Annotated in this window: 14 protein-coding genes; 8 read left to right on the top strand and 6 right to left on the bottom strand. The window is 39.4% G+C overall.

Annotation, left to right across the window (positions count from 1 at the left end; translation table 11 throughout):
* Positions 1-4: 4 nt before the first annotated feature.
* From AC2TDL_RS00210 to lacZ, 8 genes are all read left to right on the top strand, one after another.
* Positions 5-685 carry a DnaD domain protein gene (locus AC2TDL_RS00210; RefSeq protein WP_484697910.1) on the top strand — a complete coding sequence of 227 codons (681 nt, stop codon included), beginning with the start codon at positions 5-7 and terminating at the stop codon, positions 683-685.
* A 247-nt stretch (positions 686-932) separates the two neighbouring features.
* On the top strand, positions 933-6,551 hold the full coding sequence (locus AC2TDL_RS00205) for an S-layer homology domain-containing protein (protein WP_484697909.1): 5,619 nt from the start codon (positions 933-935) through the stop codon (positions 6,549-6,551).
* Between the two features lie 1,218 nt (positions 6,552-7,769).
* The gene (locus tag AC2TDL_RS00200; protein ID WP_484697907.1) at positions 7,770-9,323 is read left to right on the top strand and encodes a response regulator transcription factor; all 1,554 of its coding nucleotides are present in this window, start codon (positions 7,770-7,772) and stop codon (positions 9,321-9,323) included.
* Between the two features lie 21 nt (positions 9,324-9,344).
* A complete protein-coding gene (locus AC2TDL_RS00195; protein ID WP_484697905.1) occupies positions 9,345-11,147 on the top strand; it encodes a cache domain-containing sensor histidine kinase in 1,803 nt (600 codons plus the stop codon).
* Positions 11,148-11,331: 184 nt separating this feature from the next.
* Positions 11,332-12,642, top strand: coding sequence for an ABC transporter substrate-binding protein (locus AC2TDL_RS00190; RefSeq protein WP_484697903.1), 1,311 nt, complete (start codon positions 11,332-11,334; stop codon positions 12,640-12,642).
* Between the two features lie 109 nt (positions 12,643-12,751).
* A complete protein-coding gene (locus tag AC2TDL_RS00185) occupies positions 12,752-13,624 on the top strand; it encodes a carbohydrate ABC transporter permease (protein ID WP_484701323.1) in 873 nt (290 codons plus the stop codon).
* Complete coding sequence (locus tag AC2TDL_RS00180; protein WP_484697902.1) at positions 13,621-14,445, top strand: carbohydrate ABC transporter permease; 825 nt, start codon at positions 13,621-13,623, stop codon at positions 14,443-14,445. The genes AC2TDL_RS00185 and AC2TDL_RS00180 overlap by 4 nt, the downstream gene beginning before the upstream one ends.
* 145 nt (positions 14,446-14,590) lie before the next feature.
* On the top strand, positions 14,591-17,614 hold the full coding sequence (lacZ, locus tag AC2TDL_RS00175) for a beta-galactosidase, LacZ type (protein WP_484697901.1): 3,024 nt from the start codon (positions 14,591-14,593) through the stop codon (positions 17,612-17,614).
* Between the two features lie 237 nt (positions 17,615-17,851).
* Here lacZ and mtnB read toward each other — a convergent pair whose 3' ends face one another.
* The 6 genes from mtnB to proB are packed head-to-tail and all read right to left on the bottom strand — an operon-like array spanning position 17,852 to position 23,673.
* Positions 17,852-18,511, bottom strand: coding sequence for a methylthioribulose 1-phosphate dehydratase (gene mtnB / locus AC2TDL_RS00170; protein WP_484701320.1), 660 nt, complete (start codon positions 18,509-18,511; stop codon positions 17,852-17,854).
* A 7-nt stretch (positions 18,512-18,518) separates the two neighbouring features.
* On the bottom strand, positions 18,519-19,181 hold the full coding sequence (locus AC2TDL_RS00165) for a 2-hydroxy-3-keto-5-methylthiopentenyl-1-phosphate phosphatase (protein WP_484697900.1): 663 nt from the start codon (positions 19,179-19,181) through the stop codon (positions 18,519-18,521).
* On the bottom strand, positions 19,178-20,404 hold the full coding sequence (locus tag AC2TDL_RS00160; RefSeq protein WP_484697899.1) for a 2,3-diketo-5-methylthiopentyl-1-phosphate enolase: 1,227 nt from the start codon (positions 20,402-20,404) through the stop codon (positions 19,178-19,180). The genes AC2TDL_RS00165 and AC2TDL_RS00160 overlap by 4 nt, the downstream gene beginning before the upstream one ends.
* Position 20,405: 1 nt before the next feature.
* The gene (gene proC / locus AC2TDL_RS00155; protein WP_484697898.1) at positions 20,406-21,269 is read right to left on the bottom strand and encodes a pyrroline-5-carboxylate reductase; all 864 of its coding nucleotides are present in this window, start codon (positions 21,267-21,269) and stop codon (positions 20,406-20,408) included.
* A 23-nt stretch (positions 21,270-21,292) separates the two neighbouring features.
* Positions 21,293-22,549 (bottom strand): glutamate-5-semialdehyde dehydrogenase, encoded by a 1,257-nt coding sequence (locus tag AC2TDL_RS00150; protein ID WP_484697895.1) that lies wholly within the window; start codon positions 22,547-22,549, stop codon positions 21,293-21,295.
* 20 nt (positions 22,550-22,569) lie between these two features.
* Complete coding sequence (gene proB, locus AC2TDL_RS00145) at positions 22,570-23,673, bottom strand: glutamate 5-kinase (protein WP_484697894.1); 1,104 nt, start codon at positions 23,671-23,673, stop codon at positions 22,570-22,572.
* Positions 23,674-23,782: the final 109 nt, after the last annotated feature.

The following is a 23,782-nucleotide window of genomic DNA, read 5'->3' as shown; positions in this document are numbered from 1 at the left end:
TTGATTGAGCGATCATATTTGGAAAGCATATGCTCATGGCATGCAGGTGATGCTAAGTGAAGGTGGTATATATGTACCTTCCTTATTGCTAAAAAGCTATCGCGCACTTGGCTTATCTCATGCTCAAGCGATGTTAATGCTGCAAATTATGTTATTTTCAACTGCCGAGCAGCAACCATTTCCAACTCCAGAGCAAATTGCAGATTCAATGAGAGCCGAGCTGGATGAAGTGACAGAGTGGCTTCAGCAATTGTTAAACAACGGCTTTTTGAGCATTGATCATGAAACGGTCAATGGAGTTATCGTCGAACGTTACAATTGGTCTGGTTGGATGATTAAAGCGACTGCTTGGTATGCCGAGCAGCGTAGAGAAAGTAAACAAGCTGATCGCCGCAAGCTCGAGGCTATCAAGCAGCAGGATGATATTACTAGCTTATTTCGAAAATTTGAGCAGGAATTTGGTAGACCTCTTTCACCAATGGAATATGAAACGATACATGCTTGGTTTTATAAGGATAACTATTCAGAGGAAATCATTACGCTTGCCTTAAAGGAAGCGGTCTTTGCAGGCAAGCTAAGCTTCCGCTATGTAGATCGAATCTTAATTGATTGGGCAAGACATCGCGTTACAAATGCGGAAGAGTTAAAGCACTATCGTAATCAGTTTTACAACAAAAACCTTTAAGGACTATAGTAGCAGCTTTTATAATTGACGCTGCTATAGCCTTAAAGGTTTTTTTATCTAAGAAATTTACCAAAACAAAAATATTTACAAATATTGAATATATCTTCCAATGGATCTTATTTTGATAAAGTGATAAAAATGCGAATAGAGGTAAATATTGTTATAGAAGTAAAATTTACAGTCCTGATAAAATAAGGGCGTTATCCACAGTCAAGTTTTACCAATTTACCGAATAAGGAGGAAGGACATGATTAAGCGAAACATAATGAAAAAGATGACCATCTCTGGTCTTACTCTATCATTGATAGGGTCAATGTTTGCTAGTTTGTCGCAGCCAATAAGTGCTGCTTCTGCTCCAAAGGTAATTTTACTTGATGCTGAAAAAATGAAAAAAGAATGGGATGGCTGGGGAACAGCGCTAGCTTGGTTCGGAAACGTAACAGGCGGCTGGTCCAATGAAGAAGCAAAAAGCAGTTTAGTCGATGCACTGTACAGTGAAGAAGGACTTAATTATAACATTGTTCGTTACAACATAGGCGGCGGCGATGATCCAAATCATGAACCTTATATGCGGCAAGGCGGTGCGATGCCAGGTTTTTCTTCGGGATTTGATGAAAGCGGTAACATTATTTTTAATTTTGACGAGGAGCCTGATGCAAATCAGCGCTGGTGGTTATTAGAAGCAAAAAAGAGATTAGATGAGAGAGGGGATAAATTCATATCTGAAGCTTTTTCTAACTCACCTCCATACTACATGACATATAGTGGGTACACCTCTGGTCACTTTGATGCAAACAAAACGAACCTAAAGGATGAGCATTATACTGATTTTGCTAATTATTTAGCGGAAGTTGTTAAATATTATAAAGACGTACATGGTATTACGTTCGATACATTATCACCGATTAATGAACCAAATACGAATTATTGGCGGGCAGGCGGCAGACAAGAAGGCTCTCATTGGGATCCTGACAAACAAGCATGGATTATTTGGGAAACAAGTGAGGCTCTTAAGCGGCTGGACTTGCGGGATGAAGTGAAAATCTCTGCAATGGAAGAGTCGGTTATTGATACGTTCCTTGTAAACTGGAGTCAATATCCAGAAGATACGAAAAATGCGATTGATCAGATGAATGTACATGCTTATGGAGGGAGTAAGCGAGTTGAAGTTCGACAGCTTGCTGAACAAGAAAATAAAAAGCTATGGATGTCAGAGGTTGACTTAGGACCAAGCGGAGTTGCCCACGATCACTCTAATATTACCCCTGCCTTGGCACTAGCAGATCAAATTATGGTTGATATTAAATGGTTTGAACCGCAAGCCTGGGTACTATGGCAAGCAATTGAAAGCGAGAAAAATATGCTGCCAGACCAAGAAAATATGAACTGGGGACTTATCCATGCTGATTTTGATACGGAGCAATGGTGGTATACAAAGAAATATTACGCAATGGCTAATTTCAGTAAATTTATTCCGCAAGGCTCACGTTTCTTTGAAAACAGTGATGATGAAGGACGTACGTTAACCGCATTTAACCCTGCAGATGAGGAAGTTATTATCGTTTATCGTAATCCGGACAGCTCTGCTCGATTACTGGAATTTGATTTGTTCCAATTTACAGGAATTAGCTCAGAAGTAGATGTCTATACAACCTCATCTACGAAAAATTTATTGCTTTCAACTGCAACAACAGAAAACAATAAATTAACGACAGAGGTTGAAGCTCGCTCGATTACTACCTTTGTTATTAAGGATGCTAAACCATCAGAATTATTATTGAAATTAAAATCGGATATGGAAAATTATTTACAGAAAATTGATAACAGTGATGGGGAATTTTCTGAAGTTACAGCATTAATTGCGGAAGCAGATAATGCTTTACAGGGCGATAATTTTACAATAACTGAGGCATTCGTTTCTATTAGCAAGCAGTTTGCTCAATATTCATCAGGAGAAATTCCTAAAGCAGGAATCATAGCAACAGCGACTAGCTCACATACAGGCGAAGGTCCAGAAATGACGATTGACGGATCAACTAGCACAATGTGGCACACAAGCTGGAGTAATGACTATACACCATTGCCTCATTCGCTCACCTATGATTTAGGGCAGCTATATAAAGGAGTGTATAAACTGGAATATGTGCCAAGACAAGATAGAGATTGGAACGGAATTGTAACGGAATTTATGATCGAGGCAAGTCAGGATGGCATTAATTATGAGAAAGTTGCAGAGGGTACATGGGCTGCTGACAAGCAAATAAAAACAGCCTCCTTTACTGCTGTAGATGCAACGCATATTCGCTTTACTGCATTAGCTTCGCTAAGTGATGCTGGATATCAATTCGGCTCTGCAGCTGAAATTACGTTATTCCGTAACACACAATTCGTTGTCAGCAAAGCTCAGCTTGAAGAGGTGATAAGCAATGCAGAGCAATTTATGGAGCAATATACAAAGGATGCAGAGTACTTACAAGAGCTTAACAATTTAATCGAACAAGCAAAAGAGTTATTATCATACAATACAGTAACGCAGGAAACGATCGATTCTTTAACTGCGAGAATAGTAGAAGAAATGAACTTATTGCAACAAGACAGCATTCGAATTAGAGATATTGGCATTAAATTTACACCTTTGGAACATTCAACAACGCCGGCGACAAATATGCTTGATGGCAATCGCAGTACTTTTTTTGAGACAAATTGGACTAATGTAGGTCATCGTTATGTGCCAGGTGATTTTATCGTACTAGATTTGCAAAAACCTAGAGAACATATAGGCAGAATTTTATATACACCTAGACAAGATATGAGCAACGGGCGCATTGGTAAATTTAGAATTTATACAAGTAACGAGGATTTAAGCAATGTAGCATTAACAGGAACAGAAGAAGAGCTTGATCAATATTTTGAACTCGCAGGCATAGGATTCTTTGATCAGAATAGTTTGGAAGATCAGACAGCAACATTTACTTCTAAGGACGCAAGATATGTTGCTTTGCAAACGTTCACAACCGGCGGCAATGCAACGACACTTTCAATTGCAGAAATAGCAGTTTACGAGATGGAAGTAAATGAGCCAGAAATAACTGATTTGTCAGAGGCGTATAACAAGCTGCTGCAATTACGCGATACAAGAAGCGATTATGTAAAATCGTTAATTGATGAAGCGCTTAGTGAATTGCCAGCAGTAAATGAAATTAATCTTATCACGAGAGAATCGTATAATTACTATGCAAAGAAGATTACTGGCATTTATGAATCTTATGCAAATTACGGAAATATTCAATCGATTCGAAATGGCGAAATTTGGGTTGATACAGATGGCGTACCAATTCAAGCACATGGCGGCGGAATTTTATACGATGAAAAAAGTAAAACGTATTATTGGTATGGCGAGGATAAGACAGAAAATAACTTTAAAGATGGATCAGTCGTCGCAACAGGAATTCATGCATATTCATCGACAGATTTGTACAATTGGAAAAATGAAGGAATCGTATTGCCTGTATTCAATAACGTGCGATTTGGTGCCGATGAACTGCCAGAAGAGGATCAACCATTATATTTATCAGAGGATTCAGAGGAGTATCAAAATTTTGGTGAATCATTTAGTTATGACAAATACGAGGCAATGCCTGCAATAACCGATCGCAAAGGTTACTATACAGGTACATTGAAATCACCATACAATACATTGATAAAGCATAATTCACCAGAAAGAATTGCTGAGCTCAATGCGCTTTACGAAGGATATACGAATGAGCAGAAGCAGGAGATGTATCGTAACTTTAACTGGGATAAAGTCGTTGAACGTCCAAAGGTTATCTATAATCAGAAAAATGATAACTATGTGATGTGGTGGCATCACGATGGACCTAAAGCTGGATCCTATTGGACGGCGGAAGGAGGAGTAGCAGTTAGTGACTCACCGAATGGTCCGTTCAAATATATTGGTACAATGAGATTGCCGAATGATGGCTGGAACGATGACAATGACGGTATGTTGCGTGATATGACATTATTTGTTGATGATGATGGTGATCCGAGCACATATGATCCTGCTTATTTAATTTATTCCTCTGAGGAAAACAGCACGATGATTATTCTAATGCTGAATGAGGATTATACTGGACCTGCAACTGATGAAAACGGAAATTCGATTGAGGGAGTTCATTGGGTTAAAGCGTTTAAAGCATGGAGAGAGGCACCAGCTGTATTTAAGCAAGATGGTACTTATTATATGATTACTTCAGGATTAACTGGCTGGAATCCTAATCGAGCGGAGTACTTTACAGCACCTACAATGTTTGGTCCATGGGTATCTCAAGGAGATCCATTTATCGATGATGTAAATGGAACTACCCATGATAGCCAAAGCACTTTCATTTTGCCTTATCGTAACGGAGACGGAGAATTAGTAAAAGATAAGTTTATCTTTATGGCGGATCGCTGGGTGCCAAATAATTTAAAAGATTCGAGATATATTTGGCTTCCATTACATCTAGATAACGAGACTGCCCAAATTAGTATGAGCTGGTCTGAAGAATGGACTTTCGCAGCAGAATTTGGAGCTGAGGAAGAAGTTTTAGTTGAAAATATTGAAGTAGAGTCTGCTAATCATATTTATGAAATTACGGAAAAAGGCGGAACATTGCAGTTAAAGGCTAATGTACTGCCTGAACAAGCAACAAATAAAGCAGTGACATGGGCAGTTTATGAAGAAGATGGTGTTACAGAAACAGATAAAGCAACGATTGATGAAGAAGGCCTGCTAACTGCTGTTAAGGATGGCAAAGTTCTAGTAGTTGCAACTGCAACAGATAGCTCTGGCGTTAGTGGCAGCAGACTTATTACGATTAGCAATCAAGCAGAAGAGGAAGCAGAACCTGAAATTGTGAAAGTTGAGTCAATAACAATCACAAGCGAAAGTCATCTTTTTGAAATTAATGTGAAAGGCGGAAAGCTGCAATTAGGCGCTATAGTATTGCCAGACAATGCAAATAATAAGGAAGTGACATGGGCAGTTTATGAAAAAGATGGGGTTAAGTGGACCGATAGAGCTAAGATTAGTTCAAGCGGTTTGCTTGCAGCGGAAAAGAACGGTGTCGTTAAAGTTGTAGCGACTGCCAAAGATGGTTCAGGTGTATCTGCAAGCATAGAAATTAGAATTAATGGTCAATTAAGCAGCAGCAGCGGAGATGGTCAAGCTGGAGATAATACTGGAGCAACACCGGGTACTGCGCCAAGTATACCTGATGCAAATCCAGAGCCAGAAGAAAATTTAGATACATCAAGTCCAGTTGAACCAACAGAGCAACCAGTAATTAACTTTAGCGATATAAGCGGACATTGGGCAGAACATGCGATTAAACAAGCAGCAATTAAAGGTATAATTAATGGTTATGAAGATCAAACATTTAGACCGAACGCATTTGTAAATCGTGAAGAATTTATCGTGCTCTTAGTACGAGTATTACAGCCTAAGGAGCAAATCGCAGAAACATTTAACTTTACCGATGCAGAGCAAATTAGCAATTGGGCGAAAGAAGCAATAGCTTTTGCAGCGCAAAATGGAATAGTGAATGGTTATACAGATGGCAGCTTTAGACCAAAAGCAGAAATAACACGTGCGGAAATGGTCACACTTATCATTAAAGCACTTAAACTATCTGTTCCAGAAGTAGCGCAAACAAACTTCTCAGATGATCAACACATTCCGAAATGGGCAAAATCCTATATAAAACTTGCTGCAGAGCAAGGAATCGTTACTGGTAAAGTAAACAACACCTTTGATCCAAATACAACAGCAACAAGAGCTGAAGCAGTAATAATGCTGCTGCGTATGCTAGAGTTGCTAAAATGAACTAGGAAATAGCTATAATAAGGCAGCGGGCATAAAACTACAATGTTAACTTGAAAAGTAAGCTGCTACCAGCGGAGGAAAGTTAGCACTGGAGAACGGAGCGGTACTGAAATGACTACAGCGAAGGAAAGTTAGCACTGGAGAACGGAGCGGTACTAAAATGACCACAGCGTAGGAAAGTTAGTACTGGAGAACGGAGCGGTACTGAAATGACTACAGCGAAGGAAAGATAGCTCTGGAGAACGGATTGAAACTGAAATGACTACAGCGAAGGAAAGTTAGCACTGGAGAACGGAGCGGTACTGAAATGACTACAGCGAAGGAAAGATAGCACTGGAGAACGGAGCGGTACTGAAATGACCACAGCGAAGGAAAGATAGCACTGGAGAACGGATTGGAACTGAAATGACCACAGCGAAGGAAAGTTAGCACTGGAGAACGGAGCGGTACTGAAATGACTACAGCGAAGGAAAGTTAGCTCTGGAGAACGGATTGAAACTGAAATGACTACAGCGAAGGAAAGTTAGCACTGGAGAACGGAGCGGTACTGAAATGACTACAGCGAAGGAAAGTTAGCACTGGAGAACGGAGCGGTACTGAAATGACCACAGCGAAGGAAAGTTAGCTCTGGAGAACGAAGTGTGACGCCTTTAAACCTCATGCTAACAATTTATTAATCATAAAAAGCATCAGGTTTAAAAAGCGTCCGTAAGAGCAAACTGTTCCGGAGCGTTGCAAAAGCGTCCGTAAGAGCAAACTGTTCCGGAGCGTTGCAAAAGCGTCCGTAAGAGCAAACTGTTCCGGAGCGCTGCAAAAGCGTCCGTAAGAGCAAACTGTTCCGGAGCGCTGCAAAAGCGTCCGTAAGAGCAAACTGTTCCGGAGCGCTGCAAAAGCGTCCGTAAGAGCAAACTGTTCCGGAGCGTTGCAAAAGCGTCGATAAGTAAGAGCAAACTGTTCCGAAGCGCAGCAAAAGCGCGTCAAACAAGGCGAATTATCCGTAGCGCAACCGACGAGGATGTTCAAAGATCAGCTTTTTGCTGAGCGAACATCCTCGTTTTCAATTAAATGAAACTACTGTAAAATATAAACTTTCGCATTTTTCAGTAAAATGATTTAGAATGAATTCGTTAGAAAGGAAGATATTGACGAATAACTAGAAAACGTTTACTATATTTTTTTTAGTTTCTCTAAATGATGGTTCAAGTTAGGAGGATATAAATGGAAACTGTATGTAAGGTAATCATTGTCGACGATGAAGTACTTGTTCGGCAAGGGATTAAGCATTTACTGCAATGGGAGCAAGAAGGCTTCACTATTGTTGGTGAGGCTGCAAACGGGCAAGAGGCACTCAAACTTATTGCAGAAGTACAGCCACATATCGTGATTACCGACATCGTAATGCCACAAATGGATGGCATCGAATTAACTAGTTTAATAAAAGAACATTATCCTTTAATTGAAGTTATCGTACTAAGCAGTTTTAGTGAATTTAACTACGTTCGAGATACATTTCAAAAGGGTGCAGCAGATTATATCTTAAAACCTAGATTAGATGCTGATCAATTACTTGCGCTCTTGAAACGGACAGCAAAACGAATTCCATCATTACAGTTTGAAGGGAAAAATGACGGCCATCAGCCAAACATTAGCATGTTATTAGATCGTTTATTAGCAGGCTATGAATTAAACGAAGCCGAAAAAGATTCATTGAGCTTAATTCCGTTTGCCGGATTTCGCATTTTTGGCACTGAAATTAGAAGCGGGGGGCTAAATCAAACAAAAAAGGAGCAACTGCTGCAGAAGCTAGAGGATATATTTATACCGTTTAAAGAGCAATTGAGTTACTACGTTCTGCCAACAGAAGCAAATACTGTAGCTGTATTGCTGAATAGTAATGAGCAATTTTGGGCTAGTATTATTCCTGCAATTCGGGCCTTAGCGAATTCTGCACGCTGGAGTGAGGAAAAATTAATATGGTCATTAGGGAATAGCTTTTCTAGCATAAGCAAATTACATGAGCAATATCAACAATTTAGTAAAATACTTGCTTATCGTTATTTCTTACCGCAAGATCGAAGATTTATTATGGTTGAAGAGCTTCCTAAGTTAAATGGAGCTGAACCAAGCTTTAATATGAGTCAGTATATGGAATTACTGCAGCAGCGAAAAGTAAATGAAGCGATTGATATGATTCATCAATACGTTGCAGCGGCAGAGTCATATTATGCGTTAGATGTATTTGCATTTAAGTCGCTTGTAGGTAACATGATTTTTAATATGATTGTTATGTTAAATAAGCTCGAGGTGAATACGAAGGAATTAGAAACTAATAAATATCAATACTTCCGCAGCATTAATGAATCGTCGCATATCCTCGATGTAATTGAGCAGTTGCAAAGCTTTATTGAGTCAGTCAGAGAGGCTGTAAATAAAACTAAACAACCGTATTATAATGCTAATTTAACAATGATTGTGGACTATATACATCAGCATTATATGGAGCCAATTACGCTAAGTGACGTGGCACAGCATTTTCATTTTAATCCGTCTTATTTGTCCAGCTTCTTTTCCTCACATCATGCGGAAGGGTTTAATGAATATTTAAACCGAGTGCGAGTTGAAAAGGCAGCAGAGTTATTGCAGACAACCGATCAAGCAATTGCTGATATTAGTGTTCAAGTAGGCTATTCCGACCATAGCTACTTTACAAAAGTATTTAAAAAACTTAAAGGAGTGTCTCCTAGTCAATATCGCAAAAGCTTCATGTTTTGATGCAGTAGAGGAGAGTGCAGGATGAAATGGATTAGTGACAAGCTAAAATACACATTTAAGTATAATAATTTATTTATCAAAATGTTTTCGATTACGCTAATAAGTATTATTACTGTTGCAGTGCTTACCTGGATAGTGATGGTTTCGATATCAGAACGATTATTTATTGATACATTTAGCATTACCAATGGAAAAATAATGACCCAAATTCAGACAAGTGCAGAAGCGATGAATTATGCAGTCTCAATGACTGCAAGCGATGCAATGACTAACGGGGAAATTAAGCGGTTTTTAACGCATAAATATAACAATTCGATTGAGGCATTAACGAATTATTACAAAGTAACAAAAGAAATTGAGCGAATTCAATCAACGCTTGTATCTTATCCAGTAGCATTAATTATTGTTGGCAATAATGGCAATCGGCATGCTACGGATACGACATTTTGGCCGCCTACTTACGATGGATTAGAAGAGAATTTGATTACGGTTCAGACACTTAGTCAACCACGTAAATTACATTATCATATCGACAAAGCAACATTAAATGGCAGTACGAATGAGCAGGCGGTAATCGTTGCTTCTAAAGCACTTTACGATCAAGTGACTGGGATGCAATATGGTGTATTATATTTCGCAATGAAGGAAACGGAATTTAAAGAAAATTATGTAGGCTTTACGAGTGAAGGCAATGATGTGCTGCTTATTAATAGCAGCGGTACAGTTGTATCTTCAAATATTGCAAATAAGCTAGGTACAGATGAGCTTGAGTTGCTTCAATATGCTCAAGAAATCGAAGCACAAGGAAAAGAATCACTAAATGTACAATGGCAAGGCAAGCAATATTTAATTTTATCCACCTATTTGCCTACCTACGATCTATATTTGGTGAATACAATTGACAAGCGTGTTGCTTTATCACAAATGCTTGATTTTAAAATGCTTTCTCTTTTAATTGCTGCGATTGTGTTAGTCTCATTAATTATTGTTTTTATTGTTACAAGACGTATTACTCGTTCCTTATCCTTGCTAGCGCGTCAGCTTTCGCGCGTAACAAAACGAAATTTTGGCAATTACATTACTGTTTCAGGTAGCTATGAGATAAGAGAGGTAAGTAAAGCGTATAACTTAATGTTGGACGAGCTAAATGAATATATTGCCGAGCTGATCAAATCGCAAAAAGAGCAGCGGCATGCAGAGTTGTCAGCTCTGCAAATGCAGATCAATCCTCATTTTCTATACAATACCTTGGCCTCAATTAAAATATTGGTTCAGCAAGGAAATAAAGAAAAAGCTACTTCAACGATTAATGCTATGATCGAGCTATTGCAAAATACAATAGGCAATGCAAGTGAAATGATTACCGTTGAGCAAGAGCTAATTAATTTGAAGAATTATGTGTTTATTAATCATGTGCGCTATGGTGAGCATATTAATGTCAATTATTTCGTTGACGAGCAGTGCTCGAAATATACATTGCCGAAGTTAATTATTCAGCCATTTATTGAAAATGCCTTTTTCCATGGCTTTCACGGCGTCAATGAAGGCTATATTTACGTGATGATTTCTCGTGAAGGAAGTAATTTGGTTTGTGAAATTGTCGATAATGGTGTGGGCTTTGAGTACGACTGGAATGAACCTATTCCGAAAAGTAATAAGCGAAGCCAATTTTTCACAGGAATTGGTATTCGTAACGTTAATGATAGATTAGAGCTGCTTTATGGAGAAGGATATGGTGTTGAAATTCATAGTGCAAAAGGAGAAGGGACACGAGTTAAATTAAAAATACCGATCACGATACCTAATAAAATTACAAAAATATAAAAAAAGTAATAGTAATAATTTTCCGAATAAGTTTTGCCCCCTGAGAAAGCATAGAAAACACCAATCGGGATAAAGATATTGCTAACGAGCAATAATTTTTCCTTGCTATAATGAAGTCGTTAGCTAGCAAACGTTTTCAATGTAGCTTTCAAATTTGCGTAAAAAAGAAAAGGGGCTGAATGATGTGAAAAAATTACTAACCGTTTTACTAGCGAGCTTTATGTTGCTAACAGCATGTTCAAACGGTAACAGTGCTGACAAGGAAGGAGCAAATACAGATACTTCTTCAAATTCTTCAGGCACAAAACAAGAAATTACAGTATGGGCTTGGGACAAAGCGTTTAACATTGCAGCAATGGAAAAAGCAAAAGCAGTTTACGCTGAGAAAAATGCTGATTTAACTGTAAATCTTGTAGAAAATGCTCAAGCGGATATTATCCAAAAGCTAAATGCTGGTCTTAACTCTGGTACAACTAAGAGCTTGCCAAACATTGTGCTAATTGAAGACTATCGTGCACAAAGCTTCCTGCAAGCTTATCCAGATGCATTTTTCCCTCTAGACGATTACATTAATGCAGATGATTTTGCAGATTACAAAATTGGACCAACAAGCTTTGATGGTAAGCAATATGGCGTACCATTCGACTCTGGTGTAGCAGGTCTTTATGTTCGTACAGATTACTTACAAGAAGCTGGTTACACAGTAGATGATCTTCAAGATATTACTTGGGACGAATACATTGAAATCGGTAAAGCTGTTAAAGAAAAAACAGGTAAAGATATGCTAACACAAGATCCTAACGATCTAGGTTTAATTCGTATGATGATTCAAACTGCTGGTTCTTGGTACTTGAAAGAAGACGGTACAACTCCTAACCTAGCAGGAAACGCGGCACTTGAAGATGCTTTGCAAACTTACAAAAAACTAATGGATGCTAACATTGTAAAAATTACTTCTGACTGGAGCCAATTCGTTGGTGCATTTAACAGCGGCGACGTTGCTACTATCCCAACAGGTAACTGGATTACAGCTTCCGTAAAAGCAGAAGCAGACCAAGCTGGTAAATGGGCAGTAGTTCCATTCCCAACATTGCCTAACACACCAAATTCTGTACACGCATCTAACCTTGGCGGTAGCTCTTGGTATGTATTAAATGTTGATGGTAAAGAAGCGGCAGCTGAGTTCTTAAAAGAAACATTTGGTTCTAACGTTGAGCTTTATCAAACACTTGTAAAAGACATCGGTGCTATCGGTACATTGAAAGCTGCATCAACTGGTGAAGCATATGCTGCGGCTGATGAGTTCTTCGGAGGTCAAAAAACGATTTCTGATTTCGCAGCTTGGACTGAGCAAATTCCTAACGTAAACTACGGTATGCACACTTATGCGATTGAAGATATTATGGTTGTTGAAGTTCAAAACTATATGAACGGTACAGATCTTCAAACAATTCTTCAAAACGCTCAAACTCAAGCCGAAACACAAATTCGTTAATAGCAGTTTGCTAGTCACATTCTAACAAATGTGGGCTCCTGCTCAACTGGAGCCCACTGTTTTGTTGGTACAGAAAGGAGCAATAACAGTGGGAACAGCGAGAAAGGCCATGAGTATTCAGCGTAAAATTAACTTGACTGGATGGTTGTTTGTTAGCTTAGCAGTTATCATGATATTTGTATTTTATTTTTATCCGATGCTGCAAGCATTACTGCTTTCCTTCAAATCCGGTACTGGGATGAATTTGCAGTACGTTGGTTTTGACAATTATAAACGTTTATTTAGCGATTCAACATTTATTACAGCACTTGGCAATACTTTTATTTACTTAATTATTCAAGTGCCGATTATGATTATTCTTGCATTATTTATTTCTGTCTTATTAAACAACAGTCAATTAAGATTTAAAGGCTTTTTCCGTACGGCAATTTTCTTGCCAGCGGTAACTTCGCTTGTAGCGTATTCCGTAATTTTCAAATATTTATTTGCAACTGATGGCTTAGTAAATAAGCTACTTATGAACATTCATTTAATTCAAAATCCGATTCACTGGATTACTGATCCGTTCTGGGCTAAAGTTACAATTATTATCGCAATTACTTGGAGATGGACTGGCTATAATATGATATTCTATCTATCTTCATTACAAAACATCGATCATTCGATCTATGAGGCGGCACGTATTGACGGTGCATCTGCAACTAGACAATTTTTTGGAATTACAATTCCGTTGCTTAAGCCGATTATATTATTTACGTCAATAACATCGACAATTGGTACACTGCAACTATTTGATGAGGTAATGAACATTACGAAGGGTGGACCAGGTAACGCAACCTTGTCGATTTCTCAATATATTTATAACCTATCCTTTAAATATTCATCTGACTTTGGATATGCGGCTACTGTCTCCTATTCGATAGTAATCATTATCATTATCCTTTCATTCTTACAATTTAAATTGGCGGGTGATGATAAATGAGTACAGTTAAAAAGTTTTGGATGTATTTGTTCTTAGCAGTATGTGCGTTTATCTCGATTTTCCCATTCCTTTGGATGATTACAAGTTCAACTAACGTATCCGCGGATGTTACAAAAGGGAAAATCTTACCAGGCACACATCTCTTTGAAAATGTAAAAAACTTGTTTGAATCAATTGATATTGCTAATGCATTATTAAATTCAGCAAAGGTTTCAATCTCAACAACACTTTTGTCGTTGCTAATCGCTTCGCTTGCTGGATTTGGCTTTGAGATTTATCGCAGCAAAGCAAGAGACAGAGTATTCTCAATTTTGTTGCTTTCTATGATGATTCCTTTTGCAGCGATTATGATTCCGTTGTTCCAAATGTTCGGCAAAATTTCTAATGTAATTCCATTTGTTGGGATTGATACATTGTCAGGTGTTGTATTGCCTACAGTTGTAACAGCATTTCTAATTTTCTTTTTCCGTCAAAATGCGAAAATGTTTCCGAAAGATTTATTGGAAGCAGGACGTATTGATGGACTATCAGAGATTGGCTTGTTCTTTAGAATTTTCATTCCAACAATGAAAACAACTTATGCGGCAGCAGGGATTATTACATTTATGTCAAGCTGGAACAATTATTTATGGCCGTTAATTGTTCTACAATCGCCTGAAAATCAAACTGTACCGCTATTAATTTCAACACTTGGTTCGGCATATACGCCAGATTACGGTATGATTATGACTGCGATTGTTATCTCAACAATTCCAACTGCATTGGTGTTCTTCTTTATGCAGAAGCATTTCGTTGCAGGTATGACAGGTTCCGTAAAATAATTTTCTGTACTATAAAAGTTTTAGTTGCAAGGCCAGGCATTGCTGCAAAAGTAGTGGACAATGCTTGGCTTTTATAGTATTTATAGAGTAATGTATTAATTTAGTGATTTACAAAAATGTAATTTCAATTGGAGGTAGTAGCTCAATGACTAGTAATCAACCTACATTAGATTGGCTAGCGAACCCTGCAGTTTTCGCTGTTAATCGCATTAAAGCGCATTCAGATCATCGTTATTATGAAACAGTTGAAGAAGCACAAGCAAGAGGAGATATGAAGCTAAGATTTAGCTTAAATGGCTCCTGGAAGTTTCGTTATAGCAATAAACCAGAGGATCGTCCCGTTGAATTTTATCATACGCAATACGATGTAAGCAGTTGGGATTATATACAGGTTCCTGGACATATTCAATTACAGGGCTTTGGCAAACCGCAATATGTGAACACAATGTATCCATGGGATGGAATTCATGAGCTTAGACCGCCGCAAGTAAATATGGAAGATAATCCAGTCGGCAGTTATGTGAAAACCTTTACTTTACCGCAAAATATGATCAATAGACCAGTATATATCTCCTTCCAAGGGGTTGAATCAGCCTTCTATGTATGGTTGAACGGTAATTTTGTAGGTTATAGTGAAGATAGTTTTACTCCTTCAGAATTTGATTTAACACCATATCTTCAACCTGGGGAAAATAAACTGGCTGTTGAAGTTTATCAACGCAGCACAGGCAGCTGGCTGGAAGACCAAGATTTCTGGCGTTTTTCAGGTATTTTCCGTGATGTCTATCTTTATACTGTACCTGAGCTGCATGTACAAGATTTATTCGTTCATGCTGGACTAGATGATACGTACACATACGGTACACTTTCTGTAGATGTTGCACTTCTAAATGACGCACAAGCTGAACTAGAGCTTGTCTTACAATCTGCAAATGGTGAACAGCTTGCAAGCCAGTCACTGCAAGTAAACGGTTCCGCAACGATTACAGTGGAGCCTGGCAAAGTGCAGCCATGGAGTGCAGAAGCACCTAATCTATACAGCCTATATATTTATGTGCGTAACGCTGAAGGCAAGGTTGTAGAGGTGCTGCATGAGCGTATTGGCTTCCGTCGCTTTGAAATGATTAATAAAGTAATGCATTTGAACGGAAAACGTATTATTTTCAAAGGTGTAAACCGTCATGAATTTAATCCTCGTCGCGGCCGTGCCATTACGAAGGAAGATATGTTATGGGATATTAAGACGATTAAGCAAAACAATATGAATGCTGTTCGTACTTCCCATTATCCTAACCAATCACTTTGGTATGAGCTATGTGATGAATACGGAATTTACTTAATCGATGAAATGAACTTGGAAACTCATGGTTCATGGCAAAAAATGGGCGCTGTAGAGCCTTCCTGGAACATTCCGTTGCACCATAAGGAATGGCAGGATATTGTTTTAGATCGCGCAATTTCAATGTTGGAGCGAGATAAAAACCATCCTTCAGTGCTTATTTGGTCACTAGGTAATGAATCGTATGTTGGTGAAGTTCTGTTAAATGTTGCGAACTACTTCCGCTCTGCGGATCCATCTCGTCTAGTCCATTATGAAGGCTGCGTTTACGATCGCACTTTCTCAGATTGTACGGATATGGAATCTCGTATGTATGCAAAACCTGCTGATATTGAAGCTTATCTTAACGATAATCCTACTAAGCCGTATATTAGCTGCGAATATATGCATGCGATGGGGAACTCCGTTGGCGGACTTCATAAATATACAGAGCTTGAAGATAAATATGAACTGTATCAAGGCGGATTTATTTGGGATTATATTGACCAAATGCTAGTGAAAAAGGATCGCTACGGCAAGGAGTTTTTAGCGTATGGCGGAGATTTTGATGATCGTCCAAACGATAATAACTTCTGTGGTAACGGTATCGTATTTGCAGATCGCACTGTAACGTCAAAAATGCAAGAAGTGAAGCATTTATATCAAAATATTAAGCTGAATGTTTCAAGAGATACTATAGAAGTTCGTAATACGAATTTATTTATTGGTACAGAGCAATATGATTTAATTGTTGTACTGGCACATGAAGGTGTGGAGATTGAACGTCAAAAGCTGGCTATTAATGTTCCTGCTGGACAAACAGCGAAGCTGCCAATTGATTGGACTAGTCCAATCGGAGCAGGGGAGTACACGATAACAGCTTCCTTCGTGCTAAGAGAGTCTACTTTATGGGCAGAACAAGGACATGAAATTGCTTTCGGTCAGCATATCTTTATTGCTAGTAAGCAAGAAATAGCGCCTGTTGCAAAAACATTCCGTGTTGCAGTCGGTGATGTTAATGTCGGTGTACACGGTAAAGACTTTAGCATTATTTTCTCAAAACAAGCTGGAACATTGCTGTCTGTCCAATACAGTGGCAAAGAGATGATTGCACAATCACCGCAAGTTCAGTTCTGGCGTGCAATGACAGATAATGATAAAGGTTTTGGTCAAGGCTTTGATCGCGGCTTATGGTTTGCAGCAAGCCTTGCTCGTAAATGCGTCGGCTTTGATTTGCAAGAGGATGAATATAGCGTAACAGTGACTTATACGTATAAATTTAGCATTAACAATGATATTGAAGTGAAAGTAGCTTACAAAGTTACTGAAGGCGGAGAAATTACGGTAAATGCTACGTATTTTGGTGCTGAGGGCTTACCGACAATGCCAACTTTCGCACTGTCATTTAAAATGGATGCAGATTATGATTATTTGGATTGGTATGCGATGGGACCAGAAGATAATTATATCGATCGCGTACATGGTGCTCGCCTTACTAGATTCCAAACTCGTGCGAAAGATCATGTTGCTCCATATGTGGTGCCGCAAGAATCTGGCAACCATACAGGTGTAAGAGAAGTAGCGATTAAAAATGTACTAAACCAAGGCATTGTCATTACTTCTCCTGCAGAAAATCCAGTGGAATGCCGCATTTCACCGTACACTGCATTTGAGTTAGAAAATGCTTTGCATCATTATGAGCTGCCTAATGTTCATTACACGGTTGTTACAGTTGCTGCGAAGCAAATGGGTGTTGGCGGCGACGATAGCTGGGGCGCGCCAGTTCATCCTGAATATCATATTCCAAGTGATGGACAGCTAAGCTTTACATTTACAATTAAGCGTGCTTAATTTCCTTAAGTTGATGATTTCATAAAAAATGGTCTATATGGTCTCAGTCCGGAAAGATAAAGGGCTGAGACCACTTTTTATTCGATTAAAGTGTTATTTGCAAAAAAATTCAATTTCCGCATAAGTAATAGTAAAAAGCCAGCTTCAACGGTTCTCTTTCTTATAGTTGGTGCGTGTGTACCGAAGAGAAGGAGCTGATGAAAGCTGGCTTATTCGTTATATACTTACTATTTTATATTACACAGTCGGAAGCCCTTTTTTGAGCATTTCCAAGCGGTAAACATACTCGAAAATAAATTCAAATGATTCTAAATGGCGTTTAGCTTCAAAGGCATTTGCGCCCCAAGCATATACGCCGTGTTTACGCAAAATAATTCCTGGAACGATTGGGTTAAGCGACTCTGTAATTTCAGGAATGATTGAAGGAATATGGGCAAAGTTACTTACGATAGGAATTTCTAAATGATATTCCTCGTCCCAAATGTTTAATCCTTTAATTAGCTCTACACCATCAACAGGCACAGAGCGGCGTTCCCAGAAATATTCTGAAATGACATTACTGAAAACAGAATGAATATGGAAGATTGCGCCTGCTTCTGTTAGGCGATAGATTTCACAATGAATCAACGTTTCAGCAGAAGGGCGGTTATTAAAAGCTTCTACAGGTTGTCCAGTTTGATCGACAAATAAAAAATCTTCAGGAGTATTTACATATTTATCTTTACCGCTAGCTGTAATTCCAAAATAAAATTCATCCGGTTTATAGTCACCAACACGAATAGAAAGATTGCCTGCTGTTCCAGGAAACCAATTACGAGCTGCGAATGTATTTTTAATTTCTCGTAACTGCTCAAGAACTTCTTGTTTTTGTTGCTGTGAAATTTGCTCAAAGCTCATCATTAAACTATCCTTTCTGTTTCATTGCCTCAATAATATCGTAAAAGGTTTCAAATTCGGTATGTGCGATTCCGAGCTCACGACATTTTGTAGTTAGGTGAGAGCGTGAGTAGACCGAATCAGCGAGCTTTGCACCTTCAAAATCAGTAACACTATCGCCAATAATAATCCGTTCATATTGCTCTGGGTTAAATTTACGCATTACCGTAGGCTTACACATGCCGCAATCATTTTGACATTGCTCATCACAGCTGTTAGGCCATAAAATTTCGATGCGTTCACCAGAAAAATCACTGCCATTACAGTAAATATGATCTCGATCAATATTGAATTTCTCCAAAATCGGGTAAACAAAAAAGTCAATACCGCCGCTAGTTACGTAAAAATCAATATTTTCCCGCTTACAATAGTCAACAAACTCGGCAAAACCTTCACGAATTTTTGCATTATTAACCCCAAACTCCACTACTTCTTTTTGAAGGGAGGTAGGGAGGAGGCGGAAGAGCGCGCCGACACCTTCTCTCACAGATATTTCAGTGGATAACGTTTTTTGTACAAGCTCTTCCCAGCCTTCAGGCTTAAAATGTTTAATAATCGCGATAATATTATCGTTGACGGTAATTGTTCCATCGAAATCACAAAAGATGATTTTTTTCTTAGCTGTTGTCATTGCTTGATCCCCCAAGCTTGAATTGCTTTAGCTAGCTCCTCATTGCCAGCTTGCTGTGCAGCTTCGGCAAGCGGAGTACCGTTTAGACATGCTGTTATTGCTTGATGGAATGCTCGTCCACCAGCAGCTGTTCCCATTGGATGACCATGAATTCCACCGCCTGCGTTTACGACAACATCCATACCAAAGTCTTTTATAATTAATGGGACAATGCCAGGATGAATGCCAGCAGAAGGCACAGGCATACTTGCTTTTAGATGATGTAACGGTTGCTTCAATGCAGCATCAATCGCCAAATTCTCTTCCTTCGGCATTACAACTGATCCGTAAGGAGAAGGGAAGAGGACAAGATCAGCACCGGCTAGACGATTTAGTTTACCTAATAGCACTGCTGGACTGATACCATAATAAGGAGAAGGATAAATTGCTCCAGCCAGTGCAGGATGAGAAGCGATTGGAACATTAATTTCTGGATCGCTGCTTAATTCATGTAAAACATCAAAGCCATAGGAAAGCGTGTTAAAGAGCAGTGCATTTGCTCCTGCAGCAATCGCTTTTTTCGCTTGCTCTGCTAGCTTGCTAGTTGGACCAGTTAAGTTAACAGCATATAGAAGCTTTTGTCCTGTAATCTCTTGCGCCTTGCGTGCTGCTTCCATACACACCTCAACACGTTTCTCAATCGGTGTAAGAGGATTTTCAAAAAGAATTTCGTCATCTTTTATTAGATCGACTCCACCAAGAGCTTGCTGATAAAATTGCTCACGCAAGGCAGGAAGGTCGTAGCCAACGACAGATTTGAAAATACTCATTAATAGCGGGCGATCATACACGCCTACTAAATCACGAACACCTTGCAAACCGAATTTAGGACCAGGGAATGCTGAAGCAAATTGCTCAGAAAAATCTATATCAATTAGCTTAATTTTTCCGTCCATCGATAGTTTTCCGAAAATAGTAACGAGTAACGCAGGAATATCACGACTAAAATTAATATCTGGATAACCGATCGTAATATCAGCGTATCGCTCACCAGGTGCAGCGTTATCTGGCTCATAAACTTCAATGGATAGCACCTTACCAAGGTGCTTTTCCATCGATGCTTTTTGCGCTTCAGGAAGCTCAGTCCAGCTGCCGACCGTTAAGCCAACAGCAATAGACATTGCTTTTTTATGAAAATCGGCCTTGTCATCATAGGCACGATAGGTTGCAACACACATACTCATACTAGATGTCCTCCTCAATAGCTCTCCCGATTTCAGCAGCGCGTTCCTCACAACGTTTAATGCCAGCAAGGATAATTTCTTGCAAGCCGCCTGCTTGCATTGTTTCAATTGCTGCTTGTGTTGTTCCGTTCGGAGAAGTTACTTTGCGGCGCAATTCAGCAGGATCTTCCTTCGTTTTGTGGACCATTGTTGCTGCACCCAGTGCAGTTTGCGTTACAAGAAGTTCAGCTTGCTCACGTGTGAAGCCTGCTTGCATTGCGCCAGTGATCATAATCTCCATCATGTAATAGAAGTAGGCAGGACCGCTGCCTGAAATACTCGTTACTGCATCGATCATATTCTCTTCTACTACAACACTTGCCCCAACTGCTTCAAACATCATTTCAGTGATAAAGCGTTGTTGCTCAGTTACTGCAGGAGAGTAGCTGATGCCGGTAACACCAAGACCAATAGTGCTAGACGTATTTGGCATAGTGCGTACAATCGCCATTTCAGTACCTAGCAGCTTCTGAATTGCCGAAATGCTTAAACCCGCAATAACGGAAATAATGAGTTGAGAGGGATTAAGCAATGGCTTTAGCTCACGAAGTGCAGCAACAGCATCTTTCGGCTTCATAGCAAGAAAAATAATATCGGCTTCTTGCAAATATTGCTCATTGCTTTTTCCTTGCATCGTCGTTTGAACACCATATTGCATATGCAATTGCTGCTGGCGCTCTTTGTTTGCACGGTTTAGCATAGCAATCTGCTTACTGACTACAAGCTCTTTATCTAGTAGTCCTCTTACGATAGCTTCTGCCATAGAGCCCGCACCATAAAAACATAGATGTTTTCCTTCCAAATTACTATTGTAGTCAGCACTCATTGGCTATTCCTCCTTAAGGCAACTTATTTTCGAATTTGACCGTTGCCGCTAATGATATATTTTGTACTTGTTAACGCTGGCAGCCCCATTGGTCCACGAGCATGGAGTTTTTGTGTACTAATGCCAATTTCCGCTCCAAAGCCAAATTCAAAGCCGTCTGTGAAGCGGGTAGAGGCGTTGTGATAAACTGCAGCAGCATCGACACTGCTTAAAAATAGCGCAGCATTTTGCTTATCCTCAGTTACGATACATTCTGAATGTTGTGTACCGAATTTAGCAATATGCTCTAATGCTTGTTGGACATTATCTACTACACGCACATTTAAGATATAGTCGTTGTACTCTGTTGCATAATCTTCTTCCGTAGCAGCTACTGCAGAAGCGATTAAACTTGTTGTTAGTTGACAGCCACGAATTTCTACATTTGCTTTTATCATTGGTTCAAGCAGCTCTGCAAGATGCTGCTTAGCAAAGCTTTTATGGACTAATAATGTTTCCATAGCGTTACATACGGATGGACGTTGAACCTTTGCATTAAATGCTATTTCCTTTGCCATTTCAAGCTGCGCACTTTCATCCACATACGTATGACAAATGCCTGCTCCAGTTTCAATAACTGGCACATTTGCATTTTCTACTACTGTACGAATGAGTGATGCTCCACCACGAGGAATAACAACATCAAACAAACCTTTTCCTTTTAATATTTCGTTAACAGATGCACGATCAGAGTCTTCAATTAATTGAATTGCATCTACTGGAATGGCTGTTTTTTGAAGTGCTTGACGCATAATCTCGACAATTTTCCGATTAGAAGCAAGTGCTGCAGAACCGCCTCTTAATACAACAGTATTACCAGTTTTTAAGCAAAGTCCTGTTGCATCAACCGTAACATTTGGACGAGCTTCATAAATCATACCAATGACACCAAGCGGTACGCGAATTTGCATAATGTTTAGACCGTTAGGACGCGTAAATTGGGTAATTTGCTCGCCAACCGGATCTTCAAGATCGACAATTTGTCGCAGTCCTTCGGCAATTCCAGCAATCCTTGCCTCATTTAAGGCAAGACGATCAAGTAAAGATTCACTCGTTCCATTTGCACGTCCATTGTCCAGATCGATTTGATTGGCAGCAATGATGTCACTTGCTTGAGCGATAAGTGCATCAGCCATTGCAAGTAAAGCTTCATTTTTTTGCTCAGTAGTAAGCTGACTTGTAATGACTGCAGCTTGCTTTGCTAATAAAGCCTTTTGTTTAACTTCAGATACATTAGACATACATTTACCTCCTAAATATTTTAGCCAAGTGTAATCCATTCATCTCGGTGAATAACTTCAATTCTAGGCACATCGACACGGCGTTCTATTTCCTCAGAAGAGAGGCCTGCTGTCGCTTGCAATTGCCAGTGGGCGTAATTTACAACACCTCTACCGATGAGTTTGCCTTCTGGGTCAACGACCTCAACTACATCTCCTGGATGAAAGTCGCCTTCACAGCTTATCACTCCAGCAGGCAATAAGCTTTTATGATTTTCGAGAAGGGCAGTTACCGCACCTTTATCTACAGTGATTATACCAACTGGGTTAGAATGGAAGCCAAGCCATTGCTTTTTCATGGATAACGATTGTTCAGAAGTATCAAAATAAGTACCGCGACCTTTACCTTCAACAGCTAGTAGTAACTCTCCGTCATATTGCACGCGGCCGATAAAAGTCGGAACGCCGCCGCGCATTGCGATGCGTGCAGCGCTTATTTTTGAACGCATACCGCCTGTACCTACTGCACTGCCGGCATCACCAGCTAGTTGAACTAACTCCTCAGAGATCTTTTCTACGCGATCAATTTTTGTTGCATCGGGATCTTTACGCGGATCGGCTGTATATAGCCCATCCATATCTGTAATAATAACAAGCTGATTTGCTTTCGTCATCGTAGCAACAAGCGAAGATAAATGATCATTGTCGCCGAACTTCAATACAATTTCTGCAGTTGATACCGTATCATTTTCATTAATAATCGGTATAATACGTTGAGATAATAGCTCTTCAATTGTCATTAACGCATTATTAATTCGCTTGCGATTTGAAAAGTCATTTCGTGTAAGCAAAATTTGCGCGGTGACAATACCGAACGTAGAGAAGGCCTCCTGATAAGCCTGCATAAGCAGCGCTTGACCGACGGCAGCCGCAGCTTGCTTCTGGTGCACAAGCTTAGGCTTACTTTCGTAGCCGATTTCGCGAAAGCCTGCAGCAACAGCACCAGAGGTTACAAGTATCACCTGTTTATTCGCTTGATGCAGTTTCGCTAGCTCAGAGGCAAAAAATTGAATTCTCTCTTTATTTAATCCTCCTTGCTCTGAAGTTAACGAGCTGCTGCCTATTTTCACTACAATACGTTCCATCTAACTCACCTAATTCTTCTATATATGATTAACAATAATAAAAACGACTTCCGTCCCTAAAATAAAGGACGAAAGTCGTTAAACCTCCGCGGTACCACCTTTGTTGACA

This window comes from Paenibacillus sp. plas6, from assembly GCF_057221655.1.
Note: the sequence above shows the minus strand (reverse complement) of the source record. Positions and strands in the feature narration are given on the sequence as shown.

What these genes read in the sequence shown, in the direction of transcription:
- AC2TDL_RS00205 (WP_484697909.1), top strand. Translation starts at nt 933, where the DNA reads ATGATTAAGCGAAACATAATGAAAAAGATGACCATCTCTGGTCTTACT.
- AC2TDL_RS00200 (WP_484697907.1), top strand. Translation starts at nt 7,770, where the DNA reads ATGGAAACTGTATGTAAGGTAATCATTGTCGACGATGAAGTACTTGTT.
- AC2TDL_RS00195 (WP_484697905.1), top strand. Translation starts at nt 9,345, where the DNA reads ATGAAATGGATTAGTGACAAGCTAAAATACACATTTAAGTATAATAAT.
- AC2TDL_RS00185 (WP_484701323.1), top strand. Translation starts at nt 12,752, where the DNA reads ATGAGTATTCAGCGTAAAATTAACTTGACTGGATGGTTGTTTGTTAGC.
- AC2TDL_RS00180 (WP_484697902.1), top strand. Translation starts at nt 13,621, where the DNA reads ATGAGTACAGTTAAAAAGTTTTGGATGTATTTGTTCTTAGCAGTATGT.
- lacZ (WP_484697901.1), top strand. Translation starts at nt 14,591, where the DNA reads ATGACTAGTAATCAACCTACATTAGATTGGCTAGCGAACCCTGCAGTT.
- mtnB (WP_484701320.1), bottom strand. Translation starts at nt 18,511, where the DNA reads ATGAGCTTTGAGCAAATTTCACAGCAACAAAAACAAGAAGTTCTTGAG.
- AC2TDL_RS00165 (WP_484697900.1), bottom strand. Translation starts at nt 19,181, where the DNA reads ATGACAACAGCTAAGAAAAAAATCATCTTTTGTGATTTCGATGGAACA.
- AC2TDL_RS00160 (WP_484697899.1), bottom strand. Translation starts at nt 20,404, where the DNA reads ATGAGTATGTGTGTTGCAACCTATCGTGCCTATGATGACAAGGCCGAT.
- proC (WP_484697898.1), bottom strand. Translation starts at nt 21,269, where the DNA reads ATGAGTGCTGACTACAATAGTAATTTGGAAGGAAAACATCTATGTTTT.
- AC2TDL_RS00150 (WP_484697895.1), bottom strand. Translation starts at nt 22,549, where the DNA reads ATGTCTAATGTATCTGAAGTTAAACAAAAGGCTTTATTAGCAAAGCAA.
- proB (WP_484697894.1), bottom strand. Translation starts at nt 23,673, where the DNA reads ATGGAACGTATTGTAGTGAAAATAGGCAGCAGCTCGTTAACTTCAGAG.